A 21,847-nucleotide genomic window follows, 5' to 3' on the forward strand; every position below is an offset into this window, starting at 1 on the left:
TCATGGAGTCCGGTTACGCCGCGTTTCGATGATGTTCGGCAACTGGGAAATCCGCCCCAGCAACCGCCCCAGCGCGTCCAGACCCGGGATCTCGATGGTCAGGGACATCAGCGCGGTGTTGTCCTCCTTGTTCGAGCGGGTGTTGACCGCCAGCACGTTGATCCGCTCGTTGAGCAGCACCTGTGAAACGTCACGCAGCAAACCGGAACGGTCGTAGGCGCGGATGACGATGTCCACCGGATAGGTGAGCACCGGCACCGGGCCCCAGCTGACCTGGATGATCCGCTCCGGCTCGCGCCCGGCCAGTTGCAGCACCGAGGCGCAGTCCTGGCGGTGGATGCTCACGCCACGGCCCTGGGTGATGTAACCGACGATCGCATCGCCCGGCAACGGCTGGCAGCAGCCAGCCATCTGGGTCATCAGGTTGCCGACGCCCTGGATCTGAATGTCGCCGCGCTTGCCCGGTTTGTAGCCGGTCGCCTTGCGCGGAATCAGTTCCAGCTGTTCGTTGCCGCGTTCCGGCTCGACCAGTTGTTGTGCGAGGTTGACCAGTTGCGCCAGACGCAGGTCGCCGGCGCCGAGGGCGGCGAACATGTCTTCGGCGGTTTTCATGTTGGCCTTGTCGGCCAGCTTGTCGAAATCCACCGCCGGCAGGCCGAGGCGATTGAGTTCGCGCTCCAGCAGGGTCTTGCCCGCCGCGACGTTCTGGTCGCGCGCCTGCAACTTGAACCAGTGCACGATCTTCGCCCGCGCCCGGGACGTGGTGACGTAACCGAGGTTCGGGTTCAGCCAGTCGCGGCTCGGAGTGCCGTGCTTGCTGGTGATGATCTCGACCTGCTCGCCGGTCTGCAGGCTGTAGTTCAGCGGGACGATGCGCCCGTTGATCTTCGCGCCACGGCAGTTGTGACCGATTTCGGTGTGCACGCGGTAGGCGAAGTCCAGCGGCGTCGCGCCTTTCGGCAAGTCGATGGCGTGACCGTCCGGGGTGAAGATGTAGACCCGGTCCGGCTCGATATCGACCCGCAACTGTTCGGCCAGACCACCGATGTCGCCCAACTCTTCGTGCCACTCGAGGACCTGACGCAGCCAGGAGATTTTCTCTTCGTAATGGTTCGAGCCGGACTTGACGTCGGTGCCCTTGTAGCGCCAGTGCGCACAGACGCCGAGCTCGGCCTCTTCGTGCATCGAATGGGTCCGGATCTGGACTTCCAGCACCTTGCCTTCCGGGCCGATTACCGCTGTGTGCAGCGAGCGGTAGCCGTTCTCTTTCGGGTTGGCGATATAGTCGTCGAACTCTTTCGGGATGTGCCGCCACAGAGTGTGGACGATACCGAGCGCGGTGTAGCAGTCGCGCATTTCCGGCACCAGCACGCGCACCGCACGCACGTCGTAGATCTGGCTGAACTCCAGACCCTTGCGCTGCATTTTGCGCCAGATCGAATAGATGTGTTTGGCCCGACCGCTGATGTCGGCTTCGACGCCGGTGGCCTGCAATTCGTCCTTGAGCTGGGTCATCACGTCGGCGATGAAACGCTCGCGGTCGAGCCGCCGCTCGTGCAACAGCTTGGCGATCTGTTTGTATTGATCGGGTTCCAGGTAACGGAAGGACAAGTCCTCCAGTTCCCATTTGATATGACCGATGCCGAGTCGATGCGCGAGCGGCGCATAGATGTCGAACACTTCCCGGGCGACCCGGTTACGTTTTTCGTCGTCGGCGGTTTTCACCGCGCGGATCGCGCAGGTGCGTTCGGCGAGTTTGATCAGCGCGACACGCACGTCGTCGACCATCGCCACCAGCATCTTGCGCAGGTTTTCCACCTGGCCCTGGGTGCCGAGCACCATCGACTGGCGAGGGCTGAGGCTGGCACTGATTGCCGCCATGCGCAGCACGCCGTCGATCAGTTTGGCGACCACCGGGCCGAAGCGCTGGCTGACTGCCGCGAGTTCGATCTGGCCTTCGCGCACGCCGCGATAGAGAACCGCAGCCACCAGCGAATCCTGATCGAGCTTGAGGTCGGCAAGGATCTCGGCGATCTCGAGGCCGGTGCTGAAACTGCCGCTGCCTTCGGACCAGAGATTCTTCGCCGCATTGGACTGTTGCTCGGCCTGGCGAGCGTACTCGCAGGCCTCTTTCAAGGCTTCGCGATCCAGTGCCAGATCGACACTGACCGCATGATCGAGCCAAGCCTCGAGATTGATACTGCCGTCAGTGTTGATCGGCTGGTGTGCTCTCACCTGTACCATCTTGCTTTACCTTCCCTACGACGCAGATTCAATGCGTCAAATCACTGACCTTCAATGCCCGTTCGCGCTCGCGGGGCCAATGCGAGCGTTACGGACGACCAGTCGGATCAGACGAGCCATCCTGGCTCGCTTCAAATAACGCCATGGCCTCGACATGTGCCGTCTGAGGAAACATATCGAGAATCCCGGCACGTTTTAACCGGTAGCCCTGCTTGATCAATTCGACCGTATCGCGCGCCAGAGTTGCAGGGTTGCACGACACGTACACCAACCGTTCGGCGCCCAGGGTCGCCAACTTGCGCACCACCTCGAAAGCACCGTCGCGCGGTGGGTCCAAGAGTACCGCAGAAAAGCCGTTTCCGATCCACTGAGCATCGGTCAAAGGCTGGGATAAATCGGCCTGAAAAAACTTTGTGTTATGCAAATTGTTGCTGGCGGCATTCGCCGCCGCGCGATCGACCATGGTCTGCACGCCTTCGACCGCCACCACTTCACGCGCGGCTTTCGCCAGCGGCAAGGCGAAGTTGCCCAGACCGCAAAACAGGTCGAGCACGCGCTCATCGCTTGTCGGTTTCAACCAGTCCAGCGCTTGCGCCACCATGGCCTCGTTCACCCCGGCGTTGACCTGGATGAAATCCCCCGGCCGGTAAGCCAATTGCAGGTCCCATTGTTCCAGGCGGTAACCGAGCGACTGTGCATCATCCACTGGCTGCGGTTCGCCTTCGCCATGCAGCCAGAGCTGCGCTTCATGGAACGCGCAGAAATCCTTGAGGATCGTCAGATCGGCTTCGGACAGCGGCGCCATGTGACGCAGCAGAACGGCGAGTGACGAGCCACTGAACAATTCGACATGCCCCAGCGCCTGAGGTTTGCTCAAGCGGCGAAGCATCTCCGGCAAGCGGGTCATGATCGGCTGCAAGGGCTGTACCAGCACCGGGCATTCGCTGATCGCGACGATGTCCTGGCTGCCGGCGGCACGGAAACCGACTTCAAGCTTTTTGGCTTTGCTGTCCCAGCGCACGGCGATCCGGGCGCGGCGGCGGTAGCCGAATTCGGGACCGGTCAACGGCGCCGCCCACTCCTCGGGTTCGGCTCCGGCGACTCGCGACAACTGCTCGGCGAGCATGCGCTGTTTCAGGGCAAGCTGTTCGTTGTGGGGCAGATGCTGAACGCTGCAACCGCCGCAACGGCCGGCGTGCTGGCAAGGCGCGGGACGACGCAATTCACTGGCGCTGAACACGCGCTCGGTGCGCGCCTCGACCACTTTGCCGTGGGCACCGAGCACCCGGGCTTCGACCTCTTCACCGGCGAGGGCGCCGAGGACGAACCAGGTTTTGCCTTCAAAAAACGCGATGCCGCGACCGTCATTGGCCAGGCGCTCGATGCTCAAGCGCTGCTTTTTGCCGGTCGGGATTTGCGGGGCCTTGCTGCCACCGGTGGGCTGGAAGCGCAGGCCTCTCTCGTGCTTGGCCATCAGTTGGGCGCGTCGAAAATGCCGGTCGACAGGTAACGGTCGCCACGGTCGCAGATGATCGCGACGATCACCGCGTTTTCAACTTCTTTGGACAGGCGCAGCATCGCTGCCACCGCACCGCCCGAGGACACGCCGCAGAAGATGCCTTCTTCGCGGGCCAGACGACGGGTGACGTCCTCGGCTTCGCTTTGCGCCATGTCGACGATACGGTCGACGCGCTCGGCCTGATAGATCTTCGGCAGGTATTCCTGCGGCCAGCGGCGAATGCCGGGAATGGCCGAACCTTCCATCGGTTGCAGGCCGACGATCTGCACGTTGTCGTTCTGCTCCTTGAGGTAACGCGACACGCCCATGATGGTGCCGGTGGTGCCCATGGAGCTGACGAAATGGGTGATGGAGCCCTGGGTCTGACGCCAGATTTCAGGGCCGGTGGTGGTGTAGTGCGCTTCAGGATTGTCGCCGTTGGCGAACTGATCCAGCACCTTGCCACGGCCTTCGGCTTCCATCCGCTGGGCGAGATCGCGAGCGCCTTCCATGCCCTCTTCCTGGCTGACCAGAATCAGCTCTGCGCCGTAAGCGGTCATCGCCGCTTTACGTTCGGCACTGGAGTTGTCCGGCATGATCAGGATCATCTTGTAACCCTTGATCGCGGCGGCCATCGCCAGGGCGATCCCGGTGTTGCCCGAGGTCGCTTCGATCAGCGTATCGCCTTCGTGGATCTGCCCGCGCAACTCGGCACGGGTGATCATCGACAGCGCCGGACGATCCTTGACCGAACCCGCCGGGTTGTTCCCTTCGAGCTTGAGCAAAAGGGTGTTGCTGGTGACACCGGGCAGGCGCTGCAAACGCACCAGCGGCGTGTTGCCGACGCAATCGGCGATGGTTGGGTACTGCAAGGTCATGGCGTTTTTCGCAATCCGGACAGCGGGGGCGCCTATCATACCGGCAAACCTGCGCAGGCCATATCACGCAAAGTGTGGTGCTTATGGTTTCTTGGAATAAGCAATAAAAGTCGCGCCAGTGGTGCGACTTTTAAAATAGTGTCAGCGCCGCTGACACTTTCTTGTGCAGCTCAAACAATCTGCGGGCGACTCACGTCCACAGCTGGCGCCGACTTGCCAGCAAACGCATCGGGAGCGACAGCACTGTCATCCGCCACCAACCGCAGATTCAGTCGCAACCCCGACGGGCCGTTCTCGGCCCACAGGCTTCCGCCCTGGCGTTGCACCGCGTTCCTCGCGATGCTCAGTCCCAGACCAAATCCACCGTCCCCCGGCCGCGAGCCGTCGAGGCGAATGAAGGGCGAGAAGATCCGTTCCAGATCCGCCTCGTCCACGCCGCCGCCCTCGTCCTCCAGCCACAGGTGCCAGTAATCGCCATCTCGTCGACCATCGAGCCGCACGATGCCGCCCGGTGGCGAATGGCGAATCGCATTGCGCAGAATGTTTTCCAGCGCCTGGGCCAGAGTATTGAGATTGCCGCGTACCCAGCAGGAAGCTTCTACCCCACATTGCAACTGCCCGACCGGGCAGCAGCTTTCGTAGCAGGCGTTTTCGGTGAGCATTTCCCACAGCGCCTGAATCTGGATCGCTTCGTCCGGCAACGGTGCGCGCTCGGTGTCGAGCCAGGCCAGTTGCAGGGTGTCCTCCACCAGCCGTTGCATCACGTCGACTTCGCGACCGATGCGCTCGCGCAACGGTTGCAGCTGCTGCTCGCTTTCGCTGGCGACCCGCAACCGGCTCAGAGGCGTGCGCAGTTCGTGGGAAAGGTCGCGCAGCAGTTGCTGTTGCAGGGCCACGGTGGATTGCAGGCGTTCGGACATCGAGTCGAAGGCACGGGCCAGTTCGCCGAGTTCATCGGGGCGCTGGGTGATGCCACTCGACAACCGCACATTCAATTGATCGGCACGCCAGGCGTTGGCCTGCTCGCGCAGATTGTTCAGCGGCACCACCAACAGGCGATACAGGCCGACGCACAGCAGCAAGGTGAACAGACCGGGAATCACTCCGTTGGTGATGACCCGCCAGAACACCCGGTATTTCCCCGGCAGGAATCGCTCGGGCAACTCGATGACCAGACTGCCGGCAGTCGGGTCAGTGGGGAACGGGACCCGCAGCCACGGCCGGCCCTTTTTGTGAATCGGCCAGTCAAGGCCTCGCAGGAAGGTCAGGTGCTGAAGCTCCTGAGCGTTCAACGGCTGGCTGCCCAGCGACTGCAGATTGCCGCCGATCACGCCGACCCAGCCGGCTTCGCGCAATTCCATGCTCTGCAACCAGCTATCGATGCCATCGCGGTCGCCCTGCTGCCAGGCGCGCTCGGCCTCGGCGGCATAACGGCTCAGCGTGCCACGGGCGTCGTCGGAGAGGAACTGATTGCGCTGTTCCATATACCGGCCCCACGACCAGCTCAGCCAGATCATCAGCAGACAGAACGCCACCAGCAGGCAGGCGAGTTTCCAGAACAGCGAGTGCCGGCCCGGCAGGTCAGACACTTTCATCGACGGCACTCAGGACGTAACCCTTGCCCCACACCGTGCGCACTTCCCGCTCGGTGTAGCCGACCGACTTGAGTTTGCGGCGGATCTGGCTGATGTGCATGTCAAGGCTGCGGTCGTGGGCCGCATAACCGCGTTGCAGGACGTGCTGATAAAGGAAGGCCTTGCTCAGCACTTCCTCGTCGTTGCGGTTGAGGGTTTCCAGCAGGCGGTATTCGCTGCGGGTCAGGCCGGCGGACTGGTCGAGGTAGAAAACGTCGCACTGCTCGTCGTCGAAACGCAGCCCGCCGACTGGCACCACCGGGGTGACGGCAGCCGGACGACGGTCGAGGGCGACCCGGCGCAGGATCGCTTCGATCCGCACATGCAGCTCGGCCATGCTGAAGGGTTTGGGCAGGTAGTCGTCGGCGCCGAGGCGGAACCCGCTGATGCGGTCGGCTTCGGCACCGAGGGCTGACATCAACAGCACTGGCGTTGAATGGCTCTGACGCAGTTGGGTCAGGACGTTCAGACCGTCGAGCCCCGGCAACAGAATGTCCATCAACACCACATCGAACGGCTGGCGCCGGGCGATGCTCAGGCCTTCGCTGCCGTTCTGGCACCAGGTGACCTGGAAGCCACTGCGGCCCAGTTGTTCATGGACATAGGCACCGAGAACGGGATCGTCTTCGATGGAAAGAATGCGGGGTTGGCCAATAGAGACAGGAGTCATGACTATCTGCAAATAATTCTCAGTTGGGCGATTATTCAAGATTGCCCGGCGCCCGGCAACCCAAGCTTGACCTGTCGGACAGATGACAGCTCCCCAAGCGAAGGACGACGACATCATTTTTCCCAAGATTGCCCGCAAGCAAATCGCTACACTGCGCCGATACCGCGTGCCGGACGCACGTGTGAGTCAACGATCAGCGGGATGCAGGAGAAAGGCGTGCTCAAGAAACTGGGAATCAAAGGTCGCGTATTGTTGCTGACCCTGTTGCCGACCAGCCTGATGGCACTGGTGCTGGGCGGGTATTTCACTTGGACGCAGCAGTCCGACCTGCAGACCCAACTGATGCAGCGCGGCGAAATGATCGCCGAGCAACTGGCTCCGCTGGTGGCACCGGCCATGGGCCACGGCGATGCCGAACTGCTCGAGCGCATCGCCACCCAGTCTCTCGAACAACCGGACGTGCGCGCCGTGACGTTCCTCGCGCCCGACCGCATTCCCCTCGCCCACGCCGGCCCGACCATGCTCAATCAGGCGCCGAGCGGCGACAGCGCGCACTTGCTGCGACGCAGCGGCAACGACGCCACCCGCTATCTGCTGCCGGTCTTCGGCAAACACCGCAACCTCGCTGGCGAGCTGATCCCGCAAGAGTCCGACCGCCTGCTTGGCTGGGTCGAACTCGAGCTGTCGCACAACGGCATGTTGTTGCGCGGCTATCGAAGCCTGTTCGCCAGCCTGCTGCTGATCGGTGCGGGTCTGGCCGGTGCCGCGCTGCTGGCCTTGCGCATGGGCCGCACGATCAACCGCCCGCTGAGCCAGATCAAACAGGCCGTCGCCCAGCTCAAGGACGGTCACCTGGAAACCCGCCTGCCACCGTTGGGCAGTCAGGAGCTGGATGAACTGGCGTCCGGTATCAACCGCATGGCCGGCACCCTGCAAAACGCCCGCGAAGAATTGCAGCACAGCGTCGATCAGGCCACCGAAGACGTGCGCCAGAACCTGGAAACCATCGAGATCCAGAACATCGAGTTGGACCTGGCCCGCAAGGAAGCGCTGGAAGCGAGCCGGATCAAATCCGAATTCCTCGCCAACATGAGCCATGAAATCCGCACGCCGCTCAACGGCATTCTCGGTTTCACCCACCTGTTGCAGAAAAGCGAGCTGACCCCGCGCCAGCTCGACTATCTGGGCACCATCGAAAAGTCCGCCGACAGCCTGCTGGGGATCATCAACGAGATCCTCGATTTCTCGAAGATCGAGGCCGGCAAACTGGTGCTCGACCACATTCCGTTCAACCTGCGCGACCTGTTGCAGGACACCCTGACCATCCTCGCCCCCGCTGCCCACGCCAAGCAGCTGGAACTGGTGAGTCTGGTGTACCGCGACACGCCGCTGTCGCTGGTCGGTGATCCGCTACGGCTCAAGCAGATCCTGACGAATCTGGTGAGCAACGCGATCAAGTTCACCCGCGAAGGCACCATCGTCGCCCGCGCCATGCTCGAAGAAGAAAACGACGACAGCGTGCAGTTGCGCATCAGTATTCAGGACACCGGCATCGGCCTGTCGAACCAGGACGTGCGCGCGTTGTTCCAGGCGTTCAGCCAGGCCGACAATTCGCTGTCGCGCCAACCCGGCGGTACCGGCCTGGGGCTGGTGATTTCCAAACGCCTGATCGAACAGATGGGCGGAGAAATCGGCGTCGACAGCACGCCGGGCGAAGGCTCGGAATTCTGGATCAGCCTGAACCTGCCCAAGACCCGCGACGACGCCGAAGACCTGCCTTCCGCGCCATTGCTCGGACGCCGGGTGGCGGTGCTGGAAAATCACGAACTGGCGCGTCAGGCCCTGCAGCATCAACTGGAGGATTGCGGCCTCGATGTCACGCCGTTCAATACCCTGGAAAGCCTGACCAATGGCGTTACCGGCGCTCATCAAACCGATCAGGCCATCGATCTGGCCGTGCTCGGCATCACCAGCAACGACATGCCGCCGGAACGCCTCAACCAGCACATCTGGGACCTTGAGCACCTCGGTTGCCGGGTGCTGGTGTTGTGCCCGACCACCGAGCTGACGCTGTATCACCTTTCGGTGCCCAACCCTCACAGTCAGCTGCAATCGAAACCGGCCTGCACCCGCAAACTGCGCCGGGCCTTGTCGGACATGGTCAACCCGCGCCAGCCGCGCAGCGAACCGGGCGAACCGTTGTCGAGCCGCGCGCCGAAAGTGCTGTGCGTCGACGACAACCCGGCCAACCTGTTACTGGTGCAGACGCTGCTCGAAGACATGGGCGCCAAGGTGCTGGCCGTGGAAAGCGGTTATGCCGCGGTAAAGGCGGTGCAGAACGAAACCTTCGATCTGGTGCTGATGGACGTGCAGATGCCCGGCATGGACGGACGCCAGAGCACCGAAACCATTCGCCAGTGGGAAAGCGAGCGGCATTGCACGCCGCTGCCGATTGTTGCCCTCACCGCACACGCCATGGCCAATGAAAAACGCGCGCTGCTGCAAAGCGGCATGGACGACTACCTGACCAAACCGATCAGCGAGCGGCAACTGGCGCAGGTGGTGCTGAAGTGGACCGGCCTGGCGTTGCGCAATCAGGCGCCGGACCGTGGCGGCGAAAGTCTGCTGGGCAATCAGGAACTGCCGATTCTCGATCACGAAGAAGGTCTGCGCCTGGCTGCCGGCAAGGCGGATCTGGCGGCGGACATGCTGGCGATGCTGCTGGCCTCCCTCGAGGCCGACCGCGAAGCCATTCGCACCGCCCGCGACAATCAGGATCAGAACAGTCTGCTCGAACGGGTGCATCGTCTGCACGGCGCCACCCGTTACTGCGGTGTGCCGCAATTGCGCGCCGCCTGCCAGCGCAGCGAAACCCTGCTCAAGCAGCAGGACCCCAAGGCCTCGACCGCTCTGGACGAGCTGGAACGGGCGATCAATCGTCTGGCGGCCCAGGCGAAGATCAGCGCCTGATCCACGGCAATGCCGGTCAACGCCGACGCAGCTAAAGTTGTCGCGGGTGATTTGCGCCCGCGTCGATGCTCCAGGAGGATTTCATGCGCACGATCGTTTTCAGCAGCCAGACCTACGACCGCGACAGCTTCCTCGCCGCCGACTGCCCGGACGGGATCGAACTGCACTTCCAGTCAGCCCGGCTCAGCCTCGATACCGCAGCGCTGGCCGAACATCACGAAGTGGTCTGCGCGTTCATCAACGATGACCTGAGCGCCCCGGTGCTGGAGCGTCTGGCTGCGGGCGGCACACGCCTGATCGCCTTGCGTTCGGCCGGCTACAACCATGTGGACCTGGCCGTCGCCAAGCGTCTTGGGCTGGCCGTCGTGCGCGTACCGGCCTACTCGCCCCACGCGGTGGCCGAGCATGCGGTGGCGTTGATCCTCGCCCTCAACCGCCGCTTGCATCGCGCCTACAACCGCACCCGCGAAGGCGATTTCAGCCTGCACGGGCTCACCGGCTTCGATCTGGTGGGCAAAACGGTCGGCATCGTCGGCACCGGGCAGATCGGCGCGACCTTCGCGAAAATCATGCATGGCTTCGGCTGCGAACTGCTGGCCTACGACCCTTATCCGAACCCTGCCGTCGAAGCGTTAGGCGCGCGCTACCTGAGCCTGCCGGACCTGCTGACGCAAGCACGGATCATCAGCCTGCACTGCCCGCTCAACGAACAGAGCAAACACCTGATCAACCGCGATTCGCTGGCGCACATGCAACCGGGGGCGATGCTGATCAACACCGGGCGCGGCGGTCTGGTGGACACGCCGGCGCTGATCGACGCCCTGAAGGACGGCCAACTCGGTTATCTGGGACTGGATGTGTATGAAGAGGAGGCGCAGCTGTTTTTCGAGGACCGCTCCGACCTGCCGCTACAGGACGACGTGCTGGCGCGGCTGCTGACGTTCCCGAATGTGATCGTCACCGCGCATCAGGCATTCCTGACCCATGAGGCGCTGGGCGCGATTGCCGCGACCACCTTGCACAACATCGCGACCTGGGCGGCAGGTATGCCGCAGAACCAGGTCGAAGGCTGAGCGATCGGACTCAGACCGGGGGCGGCGTCGGGGTAATCGCCACGCACAGGATCAACAGCGCCAGCCAGCCGAACCCCAGCAAACGTTGCTTGAAGGAGTGGCCGCTGCGCAGCAGGAACCAGACAAACACCAGCGGCATCAGAAACGCCATGATCTTCAGCCAGCCTTCCACCGGGCGCGAACCGTCCGGGTTCAACACCGGCTCGGCAGGCTGCGAACGACGGCGGCGCCCCGCAGCGGCCGGCATGATCTTCGGCCGCTCGGGAGCCGGCGGCGGAACGAAGGCCTCGGGCACGGCCTTGTTACGCGGCAGGCTGCCAAAGGAAATCGTCGACGCGCCTTTTTCGGCTTGAGGAGCCTGTGCATCGGCCAGCGGAGCACCGCAATGAATGCACGCCGTGGCTTCTGAGCTGATGCTCCGCTTGCATTCATAACATTCGATCAGCGCCATGTTCCGTTCCTTGAAAATGAAGGCGGCAGTTTGCCACGACTGTGGTGTCGATTTGAACCGGATCGAAGGTCGCACGCGCGCATCATTCTGCAATCAAGCCCGTGCTAGCATGTCGCGCATATTTGGAGGACCCATGGTCGAACACGATTTCCGCTACACCCTGATGAACCCGCAACACACCCTCACCGAATGCCGCGCCCTGGTTCCGGGCCGTTATCAGGTCACCGGCAACGGTGGCTCGATCCGCATCGGCGACGTACTGGTCGTGACCCTCAAAGGCAGCAAGGACTTGTCCATGCGCCTGACCGTCGACACCGTCCGCCACCTGATCAACCCGCCGGGTCAATGGACTGCCATGACCACCGGCCCGGTGTTCGGTGAACTGGCGATCCACACCTGGCAGGTCAACTGCGACAGCTGCGCCAAGGAGCTGAGCTTCGAATTCGCCGTGGACGCCAAGCTGGGCAAGCCTGCGGAAAAACCGGCCGCCACCGCACGTATTGCGGAGCTGGGCTGGAAAGCCGTCGGCGACAAGCACCTGTGCCCGAAATGCCAGGAGCCGGCGTGATGAAACACCTGGCCCTGACCGCCGCTGTCGGCGCCGGCCTGATGGGTTGCGCCGCGGAGCCTGTGCAACTGCAACAGAACCGCAGCTACATTTTGGAATGGATCGGCGAGCGTCCGCTGATGGACTACAGCCACCTGACCGTGACCCTGGGCGATGATGGCCGGGCGTATGGCAATGGCGGCTGCAACCATTGGTTCGCGCCGTACACCCTGGAAGGCGACAAGCTGAGCTTCGGCAAGATCGGCAAGACCCGCAAGCTCTGCGCACCAGCGCTGATGGAGCAGGAGCAACGCTTCCTCCAGGCCCTGGAACACGTGGAACGCTGGGACATCTCGCCGATCGAGCAGATGCGCTTCTGGCCGGCTGAAGGCAAGCCGTTGCGCTGGTGGCTGGAAGAAGGCTGATCCTCTAGATCGCCCCTCGATCATTCCCGCGCTCCCGCGTGGGAATGATCAGCCAAGGCGAATCAGTTGGTCGCCTGCAACGCCTCAAGCTTCGCCATCACCCCCGCCGCCGTCTGCTCGCCCATCAACTGTTCCCGCACCTTGCCCTTGTTGTCGATGATGTAAGTCACCGGCAAGGCTTCACTGCGCGGCAGTTCGAACAGTTCCGACGGATCCTGCGCCAGCACGGTGAACTTGATGCCCAGTTTTTCGCTGGCGCTCTTCAGCTCTTCACCCTGCACGTTGTCGAAATTGACCCCGAACACGCCGATCTTTTTGCCCTTGAGCTCGTCGGCCAGATGATTGAGTTCCGGGATTTCCGTGCGGCACGGGCCGCACCATTCGGCCCAGTAGTTGAGCACGACCCATTGTTTGTCGAGACGCTCGGACGCCACTTTCTGCCCGTTCTGGTCGATGCCGTAGTCGTTACCGCAGCCCCCCAGCATCAACGCCCCGATGATCGTCAATGCCGCTGCCAGTGCCCGTGTCATGTCGTGTTCCTTGTGAAAAATTGAATGCGCCTGCGACCCATCGCCTCCCAAGGTTCTGGATTGCGCGCTGCACAGTTAGAATAGCCGCCACTCTACGCAAGAAGCGACCCGCCCATGACCGATCTGACGCTTTATCACAACCCGCGCTGCTCGAAATCCCGCGGTGCGCTCGAACTGCTCGAAGCCCGTGGCCTGACACCAAACGTGGTGCGCTACCTCGAAACCCCGCTGGACGCCGCGCAGATCAAGGCCTTGCTCGGCAAGCTGGGCATCAGCGCACGGCAACTGCTGCGCACCGGCGAAGACGAGTACAAGACCCTGAACCTGGCCGATACCAGTCTCACCGAGAAACAATTGATTGAAGCGATCGCGGCGCATCCAAAGCTGATGGAGCGACCGATTCTCGAAGCCGGCGACAAAGCCGTCATCGGCCGTCCACCGGAGCAGATCCTGGAGCTGCTGCCGTGAGTGCGCCGTACATTCTGGTTCTGTATTACAGCCGCAGCGGTTCGACCAACGAGATGGCCCGGCAGATTGCCCGTGGCGTCGAGCAGGCCGGCCTCGAAGCGCGACTGCGCACCGTGCCGGCGATCTCCACCGAGTGCGAAGCCGTGGCACCGGACATTCCGGATGAAGGCGCGCTGTACGCCACGTTGGATGACCTGAAGAACTGCGCCGGCCTGGCCCTCGGCAGCCCGACCCGTTTCGGCAACATGGCCGCGCCGCTCAAGTACTTCCTCGACGGCACCAGCAACCTGTGGCTGACCGGCGCGCTGGTCGGCAAACCGGCTGGCGTGTTCACCTCCACCGCCAGCCTGCATGGCGGTCAGGAAACCACCCTGCTGTCGATGATGCTGCCGCTGCTGCACCACGGCATGCTGATTACCGGCCTGCCTTACAGCGAGTCGGCGCTGCTGGAAACCCAGGGCGGCGGCACACCGTACGGCGCCAGCCATCACGCCGGGGCCGACGGTAAAAGCGGTCTCGATCAGCACGAAGTGGCGCTGTGCCGCGCCCTCGGCGCACGTCTGGCCAAGACGGCCCAGAAACTGGGGAACTGAGATGGCCAGAAAGCCGAAAGTCCTGCCCGCCGTCGAGTGGCTGGAGCCACGGGTGCGGGCGATGCGGGTGATCAGTCTGCTGTGCTTTTTCGGCCTGGCCGGACTGCTCGCCGCTTATTACCTGGTGTTCGCCGACCTGCACGGCGCACGGCCGTGGGTGATTCTGCTGATCGAGCTGATCCCGTGGATCGTGCTCGCACCGGGCATGATCATGGGCAGCGCACGCGGGCATTCGTGGATGTGCTTTGTGGTGAATCTGTATTTCATCAAGGGCGCACTGGCCGCGTATGACCCGAGCCGGCAGCTGTTTGGTGTGCTGGAGATGATCGCCAGTCTGGCGGTGTTCTGCTCGGCGCTGTTGTATGTGCGGTGGCGGTATCAGCTGAATCGCAGACTGGCGGGCGAAGGCGAAGTCTCCGTCGCCTGACTGTGCTCCAACTCCAAGATCGTTCCCACGCTCCGCGTGGGAATGCATCAAGAGACGCTCCGCGTCTCAGGGACGCAGAGCGTCCCGGGCGGCATTCCCACGCGGACGGTTCGACGCCTCGACGTGGGAACGATCGCTCTGAGCTCAATGGTTGACGGTGTAGGCCAGCATCATCGATATCTGGCTCATCGGCCGTCCGCCACTCTCTTCATGCCACTGGTTGAACGCGTTCTGCACCGTCACCAGATCCCGCAGACTGCTCGGCACCTTGTCGACGATCTTCTGTGCATTCAGCGCCGCGACCACATCGTAGCTCGGCACGAAGGTGTCCTTGCCGACCATCCGCAAAAACCGTGGTGCGGACAACCCGCCCAATTGATGACCGTGCTTTTTCAGATACGTCCACAGGCCGACGATGTCGGTCACCGGCCAGTCGGCGAGCAACGCACCGAAGCTGCCCTTCTCTTTCTCGACGTCCAGAATGAACTGCGCATTGCGCGGCACACTCTTGAGCTTGCCCAGGTGACGGATGATCCGCGCATCCTGCATCAGCCGCTCAAGGTGTTCGGCGCTCATGAGCACGACCTTTTCCGGGTCGAACTTGAAGAACACTTCCTCGAAGGCCGGCCACTTGGCATCCACCAGACTGTGCTTTAGCCCGGCGCGAAACACCCGCAGGGCCATGGTCGAGAGGTAACGGTCGTCGCTGATCTTGCGCAGTTGCGCCGGGGTCTTGGGAACGGGCAGATGGGCTTCCAGTTCAGCCGCCGAACCGAAGCGGTTCAGACAGTATTCGTGCAGCCACTTGTAGTCGCGCATGCCCTCTCCTAAAAAAACGAATTGAAAACGGCGCCCGCGAGCGCCGTTTTTTTCAAGCGATCGAATCGCTTACAGGTTCACCACATTGACGAAACGCGAAGCCGCCGTCTCGTCGATCTTCAGGCTGGTGAAATCAAACAGGTTACGGTCAGCCAGCTGCGACGGGATCACGTTCTGCAAGCTGCGGAAGATGCTTTCGGTGCGGCCCGGGGTCTTGCGCTCCCAGTCCAGCAGCATTTCCTTGACCACCTGACGCTGCAGGTTTTCCTGGGAACCGCAGAGGTTGCACGGGATGATCGGGAATTGCTTGAAGTCCGAGTAGGCCTGGATGTCTTTCTCGTTGCAGTAGGCCAGCGGACGGATCACCACGTTGCGCCCGTCGTCGGCGCGCAGCTTCGGCGGCATGGCCTTGAGGCTGCCGTTGAAGAACATGTTGAGGAAGAACGTCTCGACGATGTCGTCGCGGTGATGACCGAGGGCCATTTTGGTCGCGCCAATTTCGTCGGCGAAGGTGTACAGCGTGCCGCGACGCAGGCGCGAGCACAGCGAGCAGGTGGTCTTGCCTTCCGGGATCAGTTCCTTGACCACCGAGTAGGTGTCTTTCTCGACGATGTGGTACTCGATGCCCAGCTCTTTCAGGTAGGCCGGCAGCACGTGCTCGGGGAAGCCCGGTTGTTTCTGATCCATGTTCACGGCGACGATCTCGAACTTGATCGGTGCAACCTTCTGCAGGTGCATCAGCACGTCGAGCATGGTGTAGCTGTCCTTGCCCCCGGACAGGCAGACCATGACCTTGTCGCCGTCTTCGATCATGTTGAAGTCGGTGACGGCTTCGCCGGCCAGGCGGCGCAGGCGCTTTTGCAGTTTGTTCTGGTTGACCGTAAGAGTGCCCATGACGCGAAATCCGTGAGGTGTGACGAAAGGCGGGCATTTTACGCAAAAACACCGGGGTTGTGGCCACAGGTTGTCGCCCCCTCAAATGCCCGTTTGCACAGACCCCGACGCGATTACCCCGAGGTTTTACAGCGCGATTTGCTCTAAGCCCCTATCACCTGTGCGGTTAAGACCTTTCTATACTGCGACATAAGGTCGCACACAATCTGAAGACCTGTATTTGCTCGGCCGCATTGGCCCGTAGGCGCTCCGCTGGGGGGCGATGGCAATAACGAGAGGAGTGACTGGCATGATCCATCACGTAGTGGGACTTTTTACCCACCCCGATCAGGAATGGAAGGAAATCCGTGGCGACCAGGAAGAAAGCATCAGCCACATGTACCTGACGCACACGCTGATTCTGGCGGCGATCCCCGCTGTTTCGGCATTTATCGGCACGACTCAGGTCGGCTGGGTGATCGGCAACCGCGCACCGGTGATGCTCACCGTCGAAAGCGCGTTGTGGATGACGATCATGTCTTATCTGGCAATGCTCGGCGGAGTCGCGGTCATGGGTGCCTTCGTGCACTGGATGGCCCGCACCTATGACGCCAACCCGAGCCTGGCCCGTTGCGTGGCATTTGCCACCTACACCGCGACACCGTTGTTCGTCGGCGGGCTGGCAGCGCTCTATCCGCACATGTGGCTGGGGATGATCGTCGGCACGGCGGCCATCTGCTACACGGTGTACCTGTTGTATGTGGGGCTGCCGACCTTCATGAACATTCCGTCCGACGAGGGTTTCCTGTTTTCAAGCTCGGTGCTGGCGGTGGGTCTGGTGGTGCTGGTCGCCATCATGGCGTTTACCGTGATTGTCTGGGGACTGGGCGTGGGGCCCGTCTACACCAATTAGAGAGCCACAAATTAGAGAGCCACGAATCAGCTGGCTGCAACGCCGAGAAGAACAAGATCCGCCAACACAGGCCGCCGCAAGGCGGCCTTCTCGTGCCGGTTGAAAAAGAGCGACGACCATTCGGCAGCTCGACGATTCGCAACGCTGCGGGGTTGCGGCATACTCGACGCCTCTGGAGATCCATCAAGCATGCCCGAGCAACTCAATACCCGCGTCGAAGACTGTTTCCAACTCGCTGAATCCTTTTTCAAACGTCCCTTCAAACGCCCCGTGGTGAGCCTCAAGCTGCGCGGGCAAAAAGCCGGGGTCGCGCATCTGCACGAAAACCTGCTGCGCTTCAATCCGCAGCTGTACCGGGAAAACACCGAACACTTCCTCAAGCAGACCGTGGCCCACGAAGTCGCGCACCTGATCGCCCATCAGCTGTTCGGCGACCGCATCCAGCCCCACGGCGAGGAGTGGCAACTGATCATGCGCGGCGTTTACGAATTGCCGCCGGATCGTTGCCATACCTATGAAATCAAACGCCGCAGCGTGACCCGCTATATCTACAAATGCCCGTGTGCCGATAGCGATTTTCCGTTTTCGGCGCAGCGCCATAGCCTGGTGCGGCAGGGACGGCGCTATCTGTGCCGCCGATGCCGCAACACGCTGGTGTTCAGTGGCGAGATGCGGGTCGAATAGCCTGGATTTTGTGTTGTCTGGCCGGGCCTCTTCGCGGGCAAGCCCGCTCCCACAGTGCCCCGTGAGTTCAAAGCCTCTGTGTACGACACATAACCTGTGGGAGCGAGCTTGCTCGCGATGAGGCCGCAACAGGCACTAGAGAATCACCTTGGCTCGGCGCAGCTCGGCAATCCGCTCAGGACTTAAACCCAACTCCGCCAACACCTGATCCGTATGCTGCCCCAGCGCCGCCCCGACATGTCGCGGCGCCGGCAATGCCTCGGAGAACTTCAGCGGGCACGCCATCTGCGCCTGCACCGAACCATCCCCACGCGGTACCTGCATCACCAGTTCCCGCGCCTGCAATTGCGGATGCTGCACCGCCTCGCCCAGGCTCAACACCGGTTCTACACAGGCATCGATCCCGGCGAACAGCTCGCACAATTCGGCAAAATCATGCTTCTCGAACTCGACCTTCAAGGCGTCCTTGAGCGCCCGCTGTTGCTCGGGTTTGGGCGACAAGCCCTGCGCCGCCAGTTCCGGCCGGCCCAGCGCCGCACACAGTTGCTGCATGAAGGCCGGCTCCAGACTGCCCACCGACATCCAGCGCCCGTCGCGGGAACGGTAGTAATCGTAGAAGCTGCCGCCATTGAGCATCTGGTCTTCCCAGCCCGGCTCCTCGCCACAGGCCAGATACCCGGCGCCGGCCATGGCGTTCAGGCTGAACGCGCAATCGGTCATGCTCACGTCCAGATGCGTGCCCTGCCCGGTTTGCTGGCGGGAAATCACCGCCGCCAACAAACCGATCACCCCGTGCAGCGAACCGCCGGCGACATCCGCCACCTGCATGCCCAGCGGCAGCGGCCCGTTGTCGGCGCGCCCGGTGTAACTGGAGAGCCCGGCCAGCGCCAGATAATTGATGTCGTGGCCGGCGCGATCCTTGTACGGTCCGGTCTGGCCGTAACCTGTGATCGATACATAAATCAGCTTCGGATTGATCGTCTTCAGCGCCTCGTAACCCAGCCCCAGCCGCTCCATCACACCGGGGCGGAACTGCTCCAGCACGATGTCGTAATCCGCCAGCAACTGCTTCACCAACTCCAGCGCCTCGGGCTGCTTTAGGTCCAGCGCCAGGCTGCGCTTGTTGCGGTTCAGATAGGCATGACTGGCAGAAACACCCTGATCGTGAGGCGGCAACACCCGCACGAGGTCGAGGCGGGTCGGCGACTCGATGCGCAGCACCTCGGCGCCCATGTCCGCCAGCAGCAGCGAGGCGAACGGCCCCGGCAGCAGGGTCGAGAAATCCAGAATCTTCAGTGAGGCCAGCGGTGCAGACATGGGCGATCTCCATCAACGATGCATGCAGCCTAGGCAGCCATCGGCGATGGGGCAATTACCGGATCCATCAGTTGCGCTGACCGTTGTGCTCAAACAGCAGACAAGAAAAAACCCGCCGAAGCGGGTTTTTCCATTCAAGCGATGCTTACTTCACATTGCTCGGGGTCGGGCCTTCGGCCACGCCCAGGTCATCTTCAGGACGGGTATCGGCGATACCACGACCGCCCGAGGCCAGCTCGGCGTCCAGTACGTCGGTGTCCAGTTCCTTGACCCACTTGGCCACAACGATGGTGGCAACGGCGTTGCCGACCAGGTTGGTCAGGGCACGGGCTTCGGACATGAAGCGGTCGATACCCAGGATCAGCGCCAGACCGGCCACCGGCAGGTGACCTACGGCCGACAGGGTGGCCGCCAGTACGATGAAGCCCGAACCGGTCACACCGGCTGCGCCTTTGGAGGACAACAGCAACACCACCAGCAGGGTGATCTGGTGAGTGATGTCCATGTGGGTGTCGGTCGCCTGAGCGATGAACACGGCCGCCATGGTCAGGTAGATCGCGGTACCGTCGAGGTTGAACGAGTAGCCGGTCGGGATCACCAGACCTACTACCGATTTCTTCGCGCCCAGACGCTCCATCTTGATCAGCATGCGTGGCAGTACCGATTCCGAGGAGGAAGTACCCAGCACGATCAGCAGTTCTTCACGGATGTAGCGGATCATCTTCAGCACGCTGAAGCCATGCATGCGGGCGATACCGCCGAGCACGATCAGGATGAACGCAAGGCAGGTGATGTAGAAGCAGATCATCAGTTGACCCAGCTGCACCAGCGAGCCGACACCGTAGGCACCGATGGTGAACGCCATCGCACCGAAGGCACCGATTGGCGCGAGCTTCATGATCATGTTGATGATGTTGAACATCACGTGGGCGAAGCGATCGATGAAGTCCAGGATCGGCTTGCCGTAGGCACCCAGGCGGTGCAGGGCGAAACCGAAGATCACCGAGAACATCAGCACTTGCAGGATGTCACCGGTGGCGAACGCGCCGACGATGGTGGTCGGGATCACGTTGAGCAGGAAGCCGACAACGCTCTGGTCTGCGCCTTGGGCAACGTAGGTCGCGACTTTCGAGGCGTCGAGGGTGCTGACGTCGATGTGCATGCCGTTGCCCGGTTGCACGATGTTGACCACGATCAGGCCGACCAGCAGGGCGATGGTCGAAACGATTTCGAAGTACAGGAGTGCGTAACCGCCGGTCTTGCCGACCGATTTCATGTTCTGCATGCCGGCGATGCCGCTGACCACGGTGCAGAAGATGATCGGGGCGATGATCATTTTGATCAGTTTGATGAACCCGTCACCCAGCGGCTTTACGGCCACGCCGAACTGCGGGTAGTAGTGGCCGAGCGCAATACCGATACAGATTGCGACGATCACCTGGAAATACAGGGATTTGTACAGTGGCTGACGAGTCGTCATTGCAAAGTTCCTCAAGAGTCCCGCGTGGCAACATCCATCTGTTGAACGCGACACTTGAATTGCGAACCCTCCTGCACTGGAGGGATTTGTTGTGTCGAACGGCGCTTTTCCGGACCGGCTCGGCGCACGCTTCTGTCGCTCTTATCGCAAACGTCGTGCCACTTTGGTGCAAATCGCTGCAAGCCTTTTGATATCAGGGGATACGGGTTTTTCTGTGTCACCGTTCGGTTACTCAAGTGTGGCGGATTTCCGCCAACTCGCCCGACCTCGTCCTACAATTTGGCGGAAATCCGCCTTGTTACCGATCAAAGGCAGCCGCTACCATCGGTCGCCAGAGGAAGGATCTGCCGCTCATGCGCGAACGCACCATCGCCAGTCACTTTGCCCGTGCCGCCCTCGGTGGCGCGCGGCGCTCGGGTTACGACTATTCGGACCTGCTGCAGCAACTGGGCATCAGCCCCGAACTGCTCGACGAGCCGCGCGCGCGGATCGCCCCGGAGCAATTCACCCAACTGATCCAGAACCTGTGGCTGGCCCTGGACGACGAATACCTGGGCTTCGGCAATGCACCGAGCAAACCCGGCAGCTTCGCCATGATGTGCCACGCCATCATCCATTGCCGCAGCCTGGAGAAGGCTCTGCAACGCGGCTTATTGTTTTATAGCCTATTCCCCGAAGCCCCGCGCCTGACCCTGACCCATGAAGACGAATGGGTACGCCTGAGCCTCGACGATGCGCAATTGTGGGACCCGGATCACTTTCTCAGCGAGAGCCTGCTGGTGATCTGGCATCGCCTCGGCAGCTGGCTGATCGGCCAGCGGATTCGTCTGGAACAGGCGAGCTTCAGCTACCCGAAACCGGCGCACGGTGCGGAATACGATCTGCTGTTTTCCTGCCCGCTGGAGTTCTCGGCAACGCAAAGCAGCCTGGTGTTTCACAGTCGCTATCTGCACATGCCGCTGTTGCAGGACGAACGCACCCTCAAGCATTTCCTCGAACGCTCCCCCGCCGACCTGCTGTCCCGCCCGGACGACGGCAACAGCCTGAGCAGCCGGCTGCGCCGCTTGCTCAGCCACGACAGCGCACGCTGGCCGGACCTCGAAGCGGTGGCCGCGCACCTGCACATCAGCCCGCAAACCCTGCGCCGGCATCTGCGCGAGGAAGGCACCAGTTTTCAGGAATTGAAGGATCAGTTGCGGCGGGACATCGCGATTTATCACCTGGGGCGGGCGGATCTGTCGTTGCAACAGATCGCCGAACAGCTCGGGTTCTCCGAGCCGTCGGCGTTTCATCGGGCGTTCAAGAAGTGGACGGGGCTGACGCCGGGGGCTTATCGGGCGCAGGAGCAGTAGG

21 protein-coding genes are annotated in these 21,847 nt (G+C 62.2%); 10 read left to right on the forward strand and 11 right to left on the reverse strand.

All coding sequences use genetic code 11. The features are described 5' to 3' along the window. The 5 genes from relA to AC1Q9F_RS09920 form a co-directional block, all read right to left on the reverse strand. Window positions 1-2,244 (reverse strand): GTP diphosphokinase, encoded by a 2,244-nt coding sequence (relA, locus tag AC1Q9F_RS09900; protein WP_007957789.1) that lies wholly within the window; start codon window positions 2,242-2,244, stop codon window positions 1-3. Between the two features lie 88 nt (window positions 2,245-2,332). After that, window positions 2,333-3,718 carry a 23S rRNA (uracil(1939)-C(5))-methyltransferase RlmD gene (gene rlmD, locus AC1Q9F_RS09905; protein WP_492620006.1) on the reverse strand — a complete coding sequence of 462 codons (1,386 nt, stop codon included), beginning with the start codon at window positions 3,716-3,718 and terminating at the stop codon, window positions 2,333-2,335. After that, window positions 3,718-4,620 carry a cysteine synthase CysM gene (cysM, locus tag AC1Q9F_RS09910; RefSeq protein ID WP_045121847.1) on the reverse strand — a complete coding sequence of 301 codons (903 nt, stop codon included), beginning with the start codon at window positions 4,618-4,620 and terminating at the stop codon, window positions 3,718-3,720. Before cysM ends, rlmD begins: the two co-directional genes overlap by 1 nt. Before the next feature lie 170 nt (window positions 4,621-4,790). After that, window positions 4,791-6,215 carry a histidine kinase sensor domain-containing protein gene (locus AC1Q9F_RS09915; RefSeq protein ID WP_492620005.1) on the reverse strand — a complete coding sequence of 475 codons (1,425 nt, stop codon included), beginning with the start codon at window positions 6,213-6,215 and terminating at the stop codon, window positions 4,791-4,793. Continuing rightward, a complete protein-coding gene (locus AC1Q9F_RS09920; RefSeq protein ID WP_207983671.1) occupies window positions 6,202-6,924 on the reverse strand; it encodes a response regulator transcription factor in 723 nt (240 codons plus the stop codon). Before AC1Q9F_RS09920 ends, AC1Q9F_RS09915 begins: the two co-directional genes overlap by 14 nt. 216 nt (window positions 6,925-7,140) lie before the next feature. On the opposite strand from AC1Q9F_RS09920, the gene AC1Q9F_RS09925 reads away from it, so the two are divergent. Continuing rightward, window positions 7,141-9,894 carry a response regulator gene (locus AC1Q9F_RS09925; RefSeq protein ID WP_492620004.1) on the forward strand — a complete coding sequence of 918 codons (2,754 nt, stop codon included), beginning with the start codon at window positions 7,141-7,143 and terminating at the stop codon, window positions 9,892-9,894. An 83-nt stretch (window positions 9,895-9,977) separates the two neighbouring features. Further along, the gene (locus AC1Q9F_RS09930; RefSeq protein ID WP_492620003.1) at window positions 9,978-10,967 is read left to right on the forward strand and encodes a 2-hydroxyacid dehydrogenase; all 990 of its coding nucleotides are present in this window, start codon (window positions 9,978-9,980) and stop codon (window positions 10,965-10,967) included. 10 nt (window positions 10,968-10,977) lie between these two features. Here the strand turns inward: AC1Q9F_RS09930 and AC1Q9F_RS09935 are convergent, their stop codons facing one another. Next, window positions 10,978-11,418 carry a hypothetical protein gene (locus tag AC1Q9F_RS09935; protein WP_492620002.1) on the reverse strand — a complete coding sequence of 147 codons (441 nt, stop codon included), beginning with the start codon at window positions 11,416-11,418 and terminating at the stop codon, window positions 10,978-10,980. Window positions 11,419-11,551: 133 nt separating this feature from the next. Here AC1Q9F_RS09935 and AC1Q9F_RS09940 point away from each other — a divergent pair, with 133 nt between their 5' ends. Together AC1Q9F_RS09940 and AC1Q9F_RS09945 are read left to right on the forward strand one after the other, a co-directional pair. Then, the gene (locus tag AC1Q9F_RS09940) at window positions 11,552-11,986 is read left to right on the forward strand and encodes a hypothetical protein (RefSeq protein ID WP_007957770.1); all 435 of its coding nucleotides are present in this window, start codon (window positions 11,552-11,554) and stop codon (window positions 11,984-11,986) included. Next, complete coding sequence (locus AC1Q9F_RS09945; protein WP_007957769.1) at window positions 11,986-12,390, forward strand: META domain-containing protein; 405 nt, start codon at window positions 11,986-11,988, stop codon at window positions 12,388-12,390. Before AC1Q9F_RS09940 ends, AC1Q9F_RS09945 begins: the two co-directional genes overlap by 1 nt. 62 nt (window positions 12,391-12,452) lie before the next feature. Here the strand turns inward: AC1Q9F_RS09945 and AC1Q9F_RS09950 are convergent, their stop codons facing one another. Next, window positions 12,453-12,920 carry a TlpA disulfide reductase family protein gene (locus tag AC1Q9F_RS09950; RefSeq protein ID WP_007957768.1) on the reverse strand — a complete coding sequence of 156 codons (468 nt, stop codon included), beginning with the start codon at window positions 12,918-12,920 and terminating at the stop codon, window positions 12,453-12,455. Window positions 12,921-13,034: 114 nt separating this feature from the next. Here AC1Q9F_RS09950 and arsC point away from each other — a divergent pair, with 114 nt between their 5' ends. Genes arsC through AC1Q9F_RS09965 form a run of 3 tightly spaced genes read left to right on the forward strand, consistent with a single transcriptional unit; the run spans window position 13,035 to window position 14,408 of the window. Next, the gene (gene arsC, locus AC1Q9F_RS09955) at window positions 13,035-13,388 is read left to right on the forward strand and encodes an arsenate reductase (glutaredoxin) (RefSeq protein WP_492620001.1); all 354 of its coding nucleotides are present in this window, start codon (window positions 13,035-13,037) and stop codon (window positions 13,386-13,388) included. After that, entirely contained in the window at window positions 13,385-13,981 is a 597-nt protein-coding gene (gene wrbA / locus AC1Q9F_RS09960; RefSeq protein ID WP_007957765.1) for an NAD(P)H:quinone oxidoreductase, read from the forward strand. The genes arsC and wrbA overlap by 4 nt, the downstream gene beginning before the upstream one ends. A gap of 1 nt (window position 13,982) precedes the next feature. Then, window positions 13,983-14,408, forward strand: a complete 426-nt coding sequence (locus AC1Q9F_RS09965; protein WP_492620000.1) for a DUF2069 domain-containing protein — start codon at window positions 13,983-13,985, stop codon at window positions 14,406-14,408. 144 nt (window positions 14,409-14,552) lie between these two features. Here the strand turns inward: AC1Q9F_RS09965 and AC1Q9F_RS09970 are convergent, their stop codons facing one another. Together AC1Q9F_RS09970 and ttcA are read right to left on the reverse strand one after the other, a co-directional pair. Next, on the reverse strand, window positions 14,553-15,227 hold the full coding sequence (locus AC1Q9F_RS09970) for a DNA-3-methyladenine glycosylase I (RefSeq protein ID WP_492619999.1): 675 nt from the start codon (window positions 15,225-15,227) through the stop codon (window positions 14,553-14,555). A gap of 69 nt (window positions 15,228-15,296) precedes the next feature. Continuing rightward, entirely contained in the window at window positions 15,297-16,121 is an 825-nt protein-coding gene (gene ttcA, locus AC1Q9F_RS09975; RefSeq protein ID WP_085647384.1) for a tRNA 2-thiocytidine(32) synthetase TtcA, read from the reverse strand. Between the two features lie 289 nt (window positions 16,122-16,410). Here ttcA and AC1Q9F_RS09980 point away from each other — a divergent pair, with 289 nt between their 5' ends. Together AC1Q9F_RS09980 and AC1Q9F_RS09985 are read left to right on the forward strand one after the other, a co-directional pair. Continuing rightward, entirely contained in the window at window positions 16,411-17,013 is a 603-nt protein-coding gene (locus AC1Q9F_RS09980) for a Yip1 family protein (RefSeq protein ID WP_007957761.1), read from the forward strand. Window positions 17,014-17,202: 189 nt separating this feature from the next. Then, a complete protein-coding gene (locus AC1Q9F_RS09985; protein WP_085607401.1) occupies window positions 17,203-17,697 on the forward strand; it encodes a SprT family zinc-dependent metalloprotease in 495 nt (164 codons plus the stop codon). Window positions 17,698-17,832: 135 nt separating this feature from the next. On the opposite strand, the gene AC1Q9F_RS09990 is transcribed toward AC1Q9F_RS09985, so the two are convergent. Together AC1Q9F_RS09990 and AC1Q9F_RS09995 are read right to left on the reverse strand one after the other, a co-directional pair. Next, complete coding sequence (locus AC1Q9F_RS09990; protein ID WP_492619998.1) at window positions 17,833-19,014, reverse strand: CaiB/BaiF CoA transferase family protein; 1,182 nt, start codon at window positions 19,012-19,014, stop codon at window positions 17,833-17,835. 145 nt (window positions 19,015-19,159) lie between these two features. After that, window positions 19,160-20,494, reverse strand: a complete 1,335-nt coding sequence (locus AC1Q9F_RS09995) for a dicarboxylate/amino acid:cation symporter (protein WP_007957758.1) — start codon at window positions 20,492-20,494, stop codon at window positions 19,160-19,162. Between the two features lie 353 nt (window positions 20,495-20,847). Here AC1Q9F_RS09995 and AC1Q9F_RS10000 point away from each other — a divergent pair, with 353 nt between their 5' ends. Beyond that, window positions 20,848-21,846, forward strand: coding sequence for an AraC family transcriptional regulator (locus AC1Q9F_RS10000; protein ID WP_085654900.1), 999 nt, complete (start codon window positions 20,848-20,850; stop codon window positions 21,844-21,846). Window position 21,847: the final 1 nt, after the last annotated feature.

Source organism: Pseudomonas sp. GW823-FHT04A03 (genome assembly GCF_058796615.1).